Annotated in this window: 6 protein-coding genes; all 6 read left to right on the top strand. The window is 67.4% G+C overall.

Going from position 1 to position 12,501, the window contains the following annotated elements; translation table 11 throughout:
- The first annotated feature begins 273 nt into the window (after positions 1-273).
- Positions 274-1,344, top strand: coding sequence for a uroporphyrinogen decarboxylase (gene hemE / locus PNO31109_RS10445; RefSeq protein WP_280525223.1), 1,071 nt, complete (start codon positions 274-276; stop codon positions 1,342-1,344).
- A 396-nt stretch (positions 1,345-1,740) separates the two neighbouring features.
- A complete protein-coding gene (locus PNO31109_RS10440; protein WP_150555547.1) occupies positions 1,741-4,248 on the top strand; it encodes a primosomal protein N' in 2,508 nt (835 codons plus the stop codon).
- A gap of 152 nt (positions 4,249-4,400) precedes the next feature.
- Positions 4,401-5,756, top strand: coding sequence for a SorA family sulfite dehydrogenase catalytic subunit (gene sorA / locus PNO31109_RS10435; protein ID WP_150555546.1), 1,356 nt, complete (start codon positions 4,401-4,403; stop codon positions 5,754-5,756).
- Positions 5,757-5,770: 14 nt separating this feature from the next.
- Complete coding sequence (sorB, locus tag PNO31109_RS10430) at positions 5,771-6,112, top strand: SorB family sulfite dehydrogenase c-type cytochrome subunit (protein WP_241013767.1); 342 nt, start codon at positions 5,771-5,773, stop codon at positions 6,110-6,112.
- A 336-nt stretch (positions 6,113-6,448) separates the two neighbouring features.
- The gene (locus PNO31109_RS10425; RefSeq protein WP_150555545.1) at positions 6,449-8,365 is read left to right on the top strand and encodes a hypothetical protein; all 1,917 of its coding nucleotides are present in this window, start codon (positions 6,449-6,451) and stop codon (positions 8,363-8,365) included.
- Between the two features lie 129 nt (positions 8,366-8,494).
- The gene (gene putA / locus PNO31109_RS10420) at positions 8,495-12,418 is read left to right on the top strand and encodes a trifunctional transcriptional regulator/proline dehydrogenase/L-glutamate gamma-semialdehyde dehydrogenase (protein ID WP_150555544.1); all 3,924 of its coding nucleotides are present in this window, start codon (positions 8,495-8,497) and stop codon (positions 12,416-12,418) included.
- The last annotated feature ends 83 nt before the right edge of the window (positions 12,419-12,501 follow it).

Below are 12,501 nucleotides of genomic sequence, written 5' to 3'. Positions count from 1 at the left end.
TGATTGTTGTCGTTGTGACGCAGTTGCCTGTCTGGCGGACCGTTCGGGGCGGCCCGCCAATCTCGCGCGCCCAGCCGGGATGCGGGGGCCGTGAAGCGGTGAAGCGAGCCCCTCATGGTAATGACAGCGCGCGCTCGCGCCAACGAGTCTTTATCAGTCCGCGGCATAAACCGCGGAACATGAATCCGCGACATAACGGCCGGCCGAGGGCTGGCCCCCGGATACCCGAGTAAAATGGCCGCTTGCCCAACACCATTCCACCACCGCTTCGACGTGTCCCAAGCCCTGCAAAACGATACTTTCCTGCGCGCACTGCTGCGCCAGCCGACCGAGTACACGCCGATCTGGCTGATGCGCCAGGCAGGCCGGTACCTGCCCGAGTACAACGCCACACGCGCCAGGGCCGGCAGCTTCCTGGCGCTGGCCAAGAACCCCGCCTACGCGACCGAAGTCACGCTGCAGCCGCTCGAGCGCTTCGCGCTGGACGCCGCCATCCTGTTCTCGGACATCCTTACCATTCCCGACGCCATGGGCCTCGGCCTGTCGTTCGAAGCCGGTGAAGGCCCGCGCTTCGCGCATCCGCTTCGCACCGAAGACGACGTGCGCCGCCTGCGCTCGCCGGATCTCGACAGCCTGCGCTACGTGTTCGACGCCGTGAGCGAGATTCGCCGCGCGCTGAACGGCCGCGTGCCGCTCATCGGCTTCTCCGGCAGTCCGTGGACACTCGCGTGCTACATGGTCGAAGGCGGGGGCTCGTCCGACTTTCGCACCGTCAAGACGATGATGTACGAGCGTCCCGACCTCATGACGCACATCCTCGAGACCAATGCGCGCGCCGTCGGCGACTATCTCAACGCGCAGATCGAAGCCGGCGCGCAGGCCGTCATGGTGTTCGACACCTGGGGCGGCGCGCTCGCCGACGGGCGTTATCAGCAGTTCTCGCTCGCCTATATGCGACAGGCGCTGGCGGGCGTGCATCGCGAATGGAACGGCGCGCGCGTTCCGCACATCGTCTTTACCAAGGGCGGCGGACAGTGGCTCGAAGCGATCGCCGACACCGGCCCCGACGCCATTGGCCTGGACTGGACGGTCGATCTGGCGGGCGCGCGCCGCCGCGTGGGAGACCGTTGTGCACTGCAAGGCAATTTCGATCCGACCGCCCTGTTCGCGTCGCCCGATGCCATTCGCGGCGAGGTCCGTCGCCTGCTCGACGCCTACGGCAATGCACCAGGACATGTGTTCAACCTCGGCCACGGCATTTCGCAGTTCACCGACCCCGAACACGTCGCGGCACTGGTCGACGAAGTGCATTCCTATAGCCGGAAGGTGCGCCAGAGGCCGTAAGACGCGATGCACGCAAGTAACGGTGCGGGTTCGCAACGCATTTCTGCCGCGCAAGCCCGACCGCCGTTCCAGCGATGGAATGTCAAGGAAAAAACAGTCGAGGAAGTCCTCCAATTTGGTGCGTTGTCCCAAAGACTTATGCACAAATTCTCGCTGCGCCGCCGCAACCGGGGAATGCGTTGGGGATACTTTGGGGCTTGTTCATAAGCTATTGATCAAAAAGCAATTTTGATTCTGCCTGCACGGCAGCGCCATACGGCGCGAAGGCCGTGCGGCGAGGCTGACGGACGATAGTCCCCACAGTTCTCAACATAGTTATCCACAAGCATTTCGAGCCCACCGGAAAGGCGACTCAAATCCGGGGTTTAGCGAAACTTCTCAGGATTCACTTTAAGTTTGACCCGCGCCGACGACCTTCCAGCACCCTCGGCGACATCGGCGGACGATGTCGCTTCTCCGGCGGAAAAATCCCGCACCGGCGCGCCGGCTATCGCCCGCGTGGCGCTCGACACCCCGCTGCTCACGCTGTTCGACTACCGTCTGGATCAAGCCGCGAGCCCCGGCCAACTGGTGCAGGTGCCGTTCGGCAGACGGCAGGTCGTGGGCATCGTGTGGGAATTGACGCAGCGCAGCGAAGTCGACCCCGGCAAGCTGCGCGAAGTAACGGCCGTCTGGCATGAGTTGCCCGCGCTGGGCGACGAGTGGCGCGCCCTCATGCAGTTCGCTTCGCGCTACTACCAACGCGGCATCGGCGAAGTCGCGCTGCCTGCCGTGCCCGGACACCTTCGTACCCCGATGCGCTGGCCAAGACTGCTGGCCCGGCGCGGCGTGCAGCGCTACCGGATTGCCGACGGGGCGCTCGGGGCGCTGATGGAGAACGTTCCCGCCCGGCTTCGCGCGCAGCGCCGGCTCGCCCAAGGGCTGGCGCAGGCCGGTACGCTCGACGCCGACGAAGCCCGCGCCCTGTGCGCCAAGGCTGCCGATGTCCTCAAGCAGTGGGCGGCGGCCGGCTGGGTAGCCGTCGAAACCGTGCCGTTGCACGAAGCCATGCACGAGACCCGTGACGAGATCGATAGCCGCATCGATCACGAAGCCCGCGACGCCGCAGACGACGAGACGCCGGCTTCGCACACCGCGAAGACGCTCACCGCCGGGCAGGCCCACGCCGTCGCTGCGATTCACGATGCACTTGTCGCGGCCGGTGCGCGGCGCCTCGGCTCGATCGCGTCGAACCCACCGCAGTCCACAGCATCGGCCCCCCCCCCGCCATCGTCCCCGTCCGGCGTGTGCGCCGACTCCGCGAGCACTACGGCGGAACCTGCCGCCTGTCCGCCGTTTTTGCTGTATGGCGTGACCGGCAGCGGCAAGACCGAGGTCTATCTGCGCGCGGTGGCCGAGGCGCTGCGCGAGCGCGATGCACAGGTGCTCGTGCTGGTGCCCGAAATCAACCTGACGCCGCAGCTCGAAGGCGTCTTTCGCAGCCGCTTCCCGGGCGAGACGCTGGTCACGCTGCACAGCGGGCTGGCCGAAGGCGAGCGCGCCCGGCACTGGCTCGCGGCGCATCGCGGCGAAGCGCGCGTCGTGCTGGGCACGCGGCTGGCGGTCATGGCGTCGCTGCCGCACCTGCGGCTGATCGTCGTCGACGAGGAGCACGATCCGTCCTACAAGCAGCAGGAAGGGCTGCGCTACTCGGCGCGCGATCTGGCCATCTGGCGCGCGAACCGGCTGCGCATTCCCGTCGTGCTGGGCTCGGCCACACCCTCGCTCGACAGTTGGCGTCGCGCGGAGCAAGGCCGCTACGTGCGCCTGTCGATGCCCGAGCGCGCCACGCCCGACGCCGTGCTGCCGCGCGTGTCGCTCATCGACATGGAAATCGAGCGCAAGCGCCAGCGTGTCGTGCACGAGGGGCTGTCGCAAGCGCTGCTGGCCGCGGTTCGTGCGCGCCTCGAAGCGGGCGAGCAGAGCCTGCTGTTCCTGAATCGCCGCGGCTACGCGCCGGTACTCAACTGCGACGCCTGCGGCTGGGTCAGCGACTGCCGCCGGTGCAGCGCGCACATGGTGCTGCACAAGCCCGAGCGGCGGCTGCGCTGTCATCACTGCGGCGCCGAGTCGCGCATTCCGCACGCCTGCCCCGATTGCGGCAACCTCGATCTCGCCCCGCTCGGGCGCGGCACGCAGCGCATCGAGGAAACGCTGGCCGAGCATTTCCCCCACGCGCGTCTGGCGCGCATCGACGCCGACAGCACGCGTCGCAAGGGCAGCGCGCAAGCCCTCTTCGCGCAGGTGCACGCGGGCGAGGTCGATATCCTGATCGGCACGCAGATGGTCGCCAAGGGGCACGATTTCCGCAACGTCACGCTCGTGGGCGTGGTCAACGCGGACAGCGCGCTTTTCTCGCATGACTTCCGGGCCGCCGAACGCCTCTTCGCGCAACTGATGCAGGTTGCGGGGCGCGCCGGCCGCGCGGCCAGGGCCGATGGACCCGGCGACGTGCTCATCCAGACCCGCTACGCCTCGCATCCGCTGTTCGCCTCGCTCATGCGCCACGACTACGCGGGCTTCGCGGCCCAGCAACTGGAGGAGCGCCGCGTCGCCCTGCTCCCGCCGTTCACGCATCAGGCGCTGCTGCGCGCGCAAGCCCGCAAGCTCGACGACGCCATGGCGTTTCTGCGGCAGGCCCGCGACATCGCCGCCGATCCGTCGCTGCACGACCCGCGCATCTCCCTGTGGGACCCGGTGCCGATGACGATGGTGCGCATCGCGGGCACCGAGCGTGCGCAACTCGTCGTGGAAAGCCCGCATCGCGGCGCATTGCAGCGCTTCCTCTCGCACTGGATGGGCGAGCTGCGCGCGCTCAAGACGCCTGTGCACTGGCATCTCGAAGTGGACCCGCTCGAGATCTAGAGCGAAGTATTAAACGGTATATAACGTTCCGGAAATTTGACAACGTCGGCAGAATCTCCGACCATGCAGGCATTCGTTGCACGCTGAGGTTGCCGGTGCGCACGCGCTCACACGTCGTTCGCGCCATGAGAAGTCCTACAGGAGACGATCCGATGAAGTCGCACGATCAGAGCGCCGCCCCCACGGCGCCGCATGCCGCCCCACTGTCCACCTCGCTGTCCGCCGCGCCGCCCGGCGACGCCCTGCTGGCCGCCCCGCCCCTCGAATCACCGCTCGCTGCTGCCTCGCGCCGCCGTTTTCTGCGACGCGCCGGTGCGCTCGGCGTAGGCGCCAGCCTTGCGGGCCGCGCGCTCGACGTGATCGCCGCGGCCGCCGCGCCGCAGACGGTCACGCTGCCGTTCGCCAACGGCGAGCGCGAGCTGGTCGCGTACCCCCAGAAGCGGCCGCTGATCCGGCTCACGGCACGCCCGCCGCAGCTCGAGACGCCGTTCGAAGTGTTCAACGATGGCCTCATCACGCCAAACGACGCCTTTTTCGTCCGTTACCACCTCGCGGGTATTCCGACCGACATCGACCCGGCGAAGCACCGCATTCGCGTGGGCGGCAGCGTCGCCAGGCCGCTGGAAATCTCGCTCGACTCGCTCAAGAAGGATTACGGCGCGCCGGTGGAACTCGTGGCCGTACACCAGTGCTCCGGCAACAGCCGGGGCTTCTTCGAGCCGCGCGTGGGCGGCGGGCAGATCGCCAATGGGGCGATGGGCAACGCGCGCTGGCGCGGCATCCCGCTCAAGCGGATCCTGGAGCGCGCCGGCGTCTCGCCCGGCGCGAAGCAGGTCACGTTCGAAGGGCTCGACCGCCCGATCGTGCCGGCCACGCCGGAGTTCGTGAAAGCGCTCGACATCGAGCACGCGATGGACGGCGAAGTGATGATCGCGTTCGCGATGAACGGCCAGGACCTGCCCATGCTCAACGGCTTTCCCGTGCGTCTGGTCGTGCCGGGCTATTACGGCACGTACTGGGTCAAGCATCTGGTCGACATCAACGTCATCGACAAGGTATTCGACGGCTTCTGGATGGCCAGCGCGTATCGCATTCCCGACAACGACTGCAATTGCGTGGCCCCAGGCGCCGCGCCGCAGAAAACGAAGCCGATCGGCCGCTTCACGGTGCGCTCGTTCGTGACCAGCCACACCGACGGCCAGCGCGTGGCGGCGGGCAAGGCGGTGCGTGTGCGCGGCATTGCGTTCGACGGCGGCGAAGGCATTCGCGACGTCCAGTTCTCCTCCGATGGCGGGCAGACGTGGCAGGTCGCACAGCTCGGCGAAGAACTCTCGAAGTACTCGTTTCGCGAGTGGACGGCGTCGTTCACGCCAGCGCAGCCCGGCGAATACGCGCTGAAGGTTCGTGCCACGAATCGGGCAGGCGTTACGCAACCGCTGCAATCGCTGTGGAATCCGGCTGGCTATCTGCGCAACGGGGTGGAAACCGTGCGCGTGCTCGCGGCTTGAGACGGGGGACGATCATGAACGCCAGAAAATTCGCAACGCGCGCGGCGGCCGTGCTCGGCCTGACGGGCCTGCTCGGCGCCGCTGCCTTCACCCCGGCCCACGCTCTCGAGATCAAGCTGCCGCAGGAGAGCGCGCAGCTCAAGGCCTCCACGCTCGCCGGCCATCAGGCCGCCAGCGCGTGGTGCGTCATGTGCCATTCCATCGACTACATCAATAGCCAGCCGCCCATGCCGGCGTCGTTCTGGAGCGCGGAAGTCACGAAGATGGTGAAGGTCTACGGCGCGCCGATTCCGGAAGACCAGGTCAAGCTGATTTCCGAATATCTCGGCAAGACATACGGCAACGACGCGAAGTAAGGCGCATCCCCCGGGGAAGCCCCCGGGGGATGGCCAGCGAGGGTCGGTGAGAGTCGGTGAGGATCGGCACGGGTGGGCGATGGCCGGCTCACCGCCTTTTCGCCGACCGGACTTTTCTTTCGTGCAAATCCTTTCGATTCCGATCACGCCGACCGCCATATAAGACTTCTCCCGGCGCCTATTCCCAAGCGGTCGCCAATAAAATCGTTCGCTGGCCCGGGGACCATCGACACGCGCGTTTCCCGGTCTTTTCCTTGACCGGGGACACCCATGCGGAACCGACAATCCGGCTTCTTCCTGATCGGCGCGACCATTGCCGTCGCCATCGCAGGGATCTTGCTGACCCTCTACATGAGGCAGCAAGTCCACGAAACCCGTATTCAACGCGCCGAGAACATCGGCAGCGCGCTCAGGATCATTGGCAATGGCGTCGAGTCCTTCATCGTCGAGCATCACGACAACATCGACAAGGCGCTGAACGGCGTGCCGGGCGTCACGCTCGCCCGCGCGGGCGAGCTGACCAACGTCCCGCTCTCGCGCACGACGGACGTTCGCTTCGGCCACGTGCTCCAGATGCGCATCGACGGCCACACCGGACCACCGAGCGCCGCGGCAATCATTCGGATGACGCGTCTGCCTGGGGTCGGAGACCGGCCGCCGTTACCGGGCGCAAATTACGTCGTGCGGATCTTCCGGGATGTGAACAATCCGAACATCCGCGCCGTCGTCCATCTCGACAGGACGCTGCGCACCACTTACGGGCCTGATCCGGACTGGGACATGCTCGGCACCGCCGTTCGCAAGATCGGCCCGAACGGCGGCCTGTCGCGCGACGACAGTGGACGCTTCACCTTCCCGCTGACGCCGCCCGGCGACACGACGCTCCAGAACACGCTCCCGAGCACGAGCGACACGCCCGGTCTGCTGGCGGTTCGGGCCGGATATTCGCTCAGCCCGCTCAATCGCTATCTCAGACGCGACGGTACGGACGCAATGACCGGGCCTCTGAGGATGGGCGGCAAGGACATCGTCGGCGCCGGCAATATCCGGCTTGACGGCAACCTCGAGTCGCCCACCGGCACGCTCAAGGCGAAAACCCTGGACGCTCAGGAGGACGTGGCGGCCCGTCGCAATGCACTCGTGGGCGGAGAGGCGGCCCGACGGCGGGCGAATGCGGTCAATGGCGGCGATGCGCCCGGCTGGGTCATTGCCGGCAAGGGCATCGCATCGGGCCAGGTGGTCGCGGGAACCGACGCGCAAATGCTCGCGGACGTCAGGCGACAAGGCGACGGGATCGTGGCGGGCTCCAAAGGCGTCTGGTCTTACGGCGACCTTCGGGCCAAAGGGGACATCCAGAGCGAAGGCGGGAACATCCGTGCCGAGCGCAGGCGAGCCGGCAACAACACTGGCAACGTGATCGCGGACGGCAGCGTCACCGGCGGCACGCTGCACTCGAGAGGCACGGTCACGGCGTCGGGAAACCTGATTTCCCAGGGAGGCGCGCTGCAACTCAAGGACTTCCGCGCCGAGGCCAACACATCATGTTCCGGCATGGAGGGCGGCATTGCGGTAAACCGCGCCGGCCGCGTCGTCTCGTGCCAGTCGGGGCGCTGGCAAATCAGTCTCAAGACCGAGACGTACTACGTCGATCGCCCCGTGAAATGGAGCTATCGCGAGTGGGACCTGTCGGGCACCAACGACTCAGGCGTTCGGAACCATCGATTCGGCAACGCGAAGGTGTGCCGGCTGTTGTCGAACCAGCACTTCAACCCGGCCTCCCAGCACCCCAGCATCTCCCCGCGATACCTGCGGTTCGACGGCAGGGAGTACATCGTCGACGTACCGCACGAAGTACGCGCGGCGCTGCCGCGCATGACGGTCGCCTGCCTCTATACCGATACGCCGTCGGCGGCTTACGCGGCGCGCTACGGCGGGTACAAGACTTACCTGCAGCCCATCGCGAGCGGCAGTTTCGACGGCGCCGCCGCGCGCAGCTTCGTACAGGCCAATCCCCCCACCACCGAATACCGGTCCTTTACCTACGACCGCTTCCGGTTCCTGTCGGGCGACGCTGGCTATCATTACAAGCTCGGTGACTGGGACCACTGCATCGTCGACGGATCATATGGAAACAGTTGGCCCGGCTGGGAGTTGGACCTCTACCCGCCGCAGACGTACTACGAGAACACCGAATGGCTGTTCCGCGTCAAGAAACGCGACGGACGAGCCATCTGCTGGCGCACCAGAATCTGACCCTTCATAGGGTGCAACCCCAATATTGACTCTGGTTGCACCTGCCCGGAAAGCCGGTTACGATGCCGCAATTCACCCGCTATGGGTGTCACGCTTTTTTGCTCTCTTGCGTCATCAGGTAACCCTTCCATGGCTAACACCACTCTCGGCGTCAAAGTCGACGACGTCCTGCGCACCCGGCTCAAGACCGCCGCCCAGCAAATCGAGCGCACCCCCCATTGGCTGATCAAGCAGGCAATTTTCGCCTATCTGGAGCGCGTGGAGAGCGGCGTGCTGCCGCCCGAACTCAGCGGTGCAACCCAGTCGGGCACCGAGGTGATCGACGGCCACACCGGCGACGACACCGTGCCGCACCCGTTCCTGGAGTTCGCGCAGAACGTGCAACCGCAGTCGGTGCTGCGCGCGGCCATCACGGCCGCCTACCGCCGTCCGGAACCGGAATGCGTGCCAGTGCTCATCGGGCAGGCCAAGCTTGCGCCGGCCACGGCCGCCTCGGCCTCCGCCCTGGCCCGCAAGCTCGTCGTCGCCCTGCGCGGCAAGAGCACCGGCGGCGGCGTGGAGGGCCTCATTCACGAGTTTTCGCTTTCCAGCCAGGAAGGCGTGGCGCTCATGTGCCTTGCTGAAGCGCTGCTGCGTATTCCCGACAAGGCCACGCGCGACGCGCTCATTCGCGACAAGATCAGCAAGGGCGACTGGCACGCTCACGTGGGCAATTCGCCGTCGATGTTCGTCAACGCGGCCACCTGGGGCCTGATGATCACCGGCAAGCTCGTCACCACCACCAGTGAAGCCGGTCTCACCAAGGCGCTCACGCGCCTGATCGGCCGTGGCGGCGAGCCGCTCATCCGCAAGGGCGTCGATATCGCCATGCGCCTCATGGGCGAGCAGTTCGTGACGGGCGAGACCATCTCCGAAGCGCTCGCCAACAGCCGCAAGTATGAGGCCCAGGGCTTTCGCTACTCATACGACATGCTCGGCGAAGCGGCGACCACCGAGGAGGACGCGCAACGCTACTACGCGAGCTACGAGCAGGCGATCCACGCAATCGGCAAGGCGTCGGCCGGACGCGGCATCTATGAAGGCCCGGGCATCTCGATCAAGCTCTCCGCGCTGCACCCGCGCTATTCGCGCAGCCAGCACGAGCGCACGATGAACGAGCTGCTGCCGCGCGTGCAGGCGCTCGCCAAGCTGGCGCGTTCGTATGACATCGGCCTGAACATCGACGCCGAGGAAGCCGACCGCCTCGAGATCTCGCTCGATCTGCTCGAGGCACTGTGCTTCGACCCCGATCTGGCCGGCTGGAACGGCATCGGCTTCGTGGTGCAGGCGTATCAGAAGCGTTGCCCTTTCGTGATCGACTTCATCATCGATCTGGCGCGCCGCAGCCGCCATCGCATCATGGTGCGTCTGGTGAAGGGCGCGTACTGGGACACGGAAATCAAGCGCGCGCAGGTCGACGGGCTCGAAGGCTACCCGGTCTACACCCGCAAGATCTATACGGACGTGTCGTACCTCGCCTGCGCCAAGAAGCTGCTCGCCGTGCCGGACGCGATCTATCCGCAGTTCGCCACGCACAACGCCTACACGCTCTCGGCGATCTACCACCTCGCCGGCAACAACTACTACCCCGGCCAGTACGAATTCCAGTGCCTGCACGGCATGGGCGAGCCGCTCTATGAGGAAGTCGTGGGCCCCATCGCGGCGGGCAAGCTCGCACGACCATGCCGCGTGTACGCCCCGGTCGGCACGCACGAGACCCTGCTCGCCTATCTGGTGCGACGCCTGCTCGAGAACGGCGCGAACACGTCGTTCGTGAACCGCATTGCAGACGACACCATCAGCGTCGACGAGCTGATCGCCGACCCCGTCACCGAGGCCGAGAAGGTGCAGCCGCTCGGCGCGCCGCATGCCAAGATTCCGCTGCCGCGCGACCTGTACGGACCTGCGCGCGCCAATTCGTCGGGCTTCGATCTGTCGAACGAGCACCGCCTGGCCTCGCTGTCCTCGGCGCTGCTCGCGAGCGCGGGCACGCCCTGGCGCGCCGCGCCCATGCTCGCCGATGGCGAGCGCACCGACGGCACGCCGCGCCCCGTGCGCAACCCGGCCGACCTGCGCGACACCGTGGGTCAGGTCATCGAAGCCACGTCGGCCGACGTGCAAGCCGCACTCGCGCACGCCGTGGCCGCCGCGCCGATCTGGCAGGCCACGCCGGTCGAGGAGCGCGCCGACTGCCTGATGCGCGCGGCCGACCTGCTCGAAGCGCACATGCCCACGCTCATGGGCCTTTGCGTGCGCGAAGCGGGCAAGTCGCTACCCAACGCCGTGGCCGAAGTGCGCGAGGCCGTCGACTTCCTGCGCTACTACGCCGCGCAGATCCGCCAGGGCTTCTCGAACGACACGCACCGCCCGCTGGGCCCCGTGCTGTGCATCAGCCCGTGGAACTTCCCGCTCGCGATCTTCGTGGGCCAGGTCGCGGCCGCGCTGGCCGCCGGCAATCCGGTCATCGCCAAGCCGGCCGAGCAAACACCGCTCATCGCCGCCGAAGCCGTGCGACTGATGCACACCGCCGGCATTCCGGCGGGTGCGCTGCAACTGCTGCCCGGCACCGGCGAGACGGTCGGCGCCGCGCTCGTGGCCGACGCACGCACCAAGGCCGTGATGTTTACGGGCTCGACCGAAGTGGCGCGCATCATCGCGCGCACGCTGGCCGAGCGGCTGGACGCCAACGGCCGCCCGATCCCGCTGATCGCCGAGACCGGCGGGCAGAACGCCATGATCGTCGACTCGTCGGCCCTGCCCGAGCAAGTCGTGTACGACGTGCTCGCCTCGGCCTTCGACTCGGCCGGCCAGCGCTGCTCGGCCCTGCGCGTGCTGTGCCTGCAGGACGACATTGCCGACAAGACGCTGCACATGCTCAAGGGCGCGATGCAGGAACTGGCCATCGGCAACCCGGACCGCCTGGCCATCGACGTCGGCCCCGTGATCGACGCCGAGGCGCAGGGCAACATCAATCGCCACATCGAACAGATGCGCGGCAAGGGCTTCCCGGTCGAGCAGTTGCCGCTGCCCGAAGCAACGCGCCACGGCACGTTCGTCGCCCCGACGCTCATCGAGCTCACCGACCTCAAGGCGCTGCAGCGCGAAGTCTTCGGCCCGGTGCTGCACGTGATCCGCTTCAAGCGCGCCCAGCTCGACAAGCTGCTCGAGCAGATCAACGCCACGGGTTACGGACTGACGTTCGGCGTGCATACGCGCATCGACGAGACCATCGCCTATGTGACCGAACGCGCGCATGTGGGCAACATCTACGTGAACCGTAACGTCATCGGCGCCGTGGTCGGCGTGCAGCCGTTCGGCGGCGAGGGTCTGTCTGGGACGGGTCCGAAAGCGGGCGGCCCAATGTATCTGCCGCGCCTGCTCGCCACGCGCCCGGCCTCGCTTGCGCCGGAGCTCAATCGCAACGAGGCCGCGCTCGCGCCGCTCGTGGTGTATCGCGACTGGCTGCGCCAGCAGGGCAATGGCGCGCACACCGCTGCCGCGATCGATCGCGTCGACCGCTATCTGGCGACCTCGGCGCTCGATGCGACCGCCGTGCTGCCGGGCCCGACCGGCGAGCGCAACACCTACGGCCTGGAGCCGCGCGGCCCGGTGCTTTGCGTGGCCGCCACGCCGCTCGGCGCGCGCACGCAGTTGGCCGCCGTGCTGGCCACCGGCAACCACGCGCGCTTTGCCGACGGCGCCGCGGCGCGCGAGTTGATCGATGCGCTGCCGGCCTCGCTCAAGGACCGCGCGTCGGTGTTGCCCGCCGGGGCGGACGTTGCCGGCGAACCCTCGCTTGCCGCCGTCCTGTTCGAGGGCGACAGCGACGAACTGCGTGCGCTCAATCGCCGCATCGCCGCGCGCAGCGGCCCGATCCTGTCGACGCAGGGGCTCTCCCCGGAGGCGCTGGCCGCCGGTGACGACTACGCGCTCGAGCGTCTGCTGTGCGAGCGCTCGGTGTCGGTCAATACGGCCGCCGCCGGGGGTAACGCCAACCTCATGACCATCGGCTGATCACGCCGTGCCGCCCGCGGCCACCCGTGTCCCGCGTCTGCGGGGCCGGGTGGCCGTCGTCGTTCTGCCGTTCCGCCCCCCTT

Origin of the sequence: Pandoraea nosoerga, assembly GCF_902459585.1 — a bacterium.
GTDB lineage: Bacteria > Pseudomonadota > Gammaproteobacteria > Burkholderiales > Burkholderiaceae > Pandoraea > Pandoraea nosoerga.
The sequence above is the reverse complement of the archived record's forward strand: the minus strand, read 5'-3'. Positions and strand labels throughout refer to the sequence as shown.

What these genes read in the sequence shown, in the direction of transcription:
- sorA (WP_150555546.1), top strand. Translation starts at nt 4,401, where the DNA reads ATGAAGTCGCACGATCAGAGCGCCGCCCCCACGGCGCCGCATGCCGCC.
- sorB (WP_241013767.1), top strand. Translation starts at nt 5,771, where the DNA reads ATGAACGCCAGAAAATTCGCAACGCGCGCGGCGGCCGTGCTCGGCCTG.
- putA (WP_150555544.1), top strand. Translation starts at nt 8,495, where the DNA reads ATGGCTAACACCACTCTCGGCGTCAAAGTCGACGACGTCCTGCGCACC.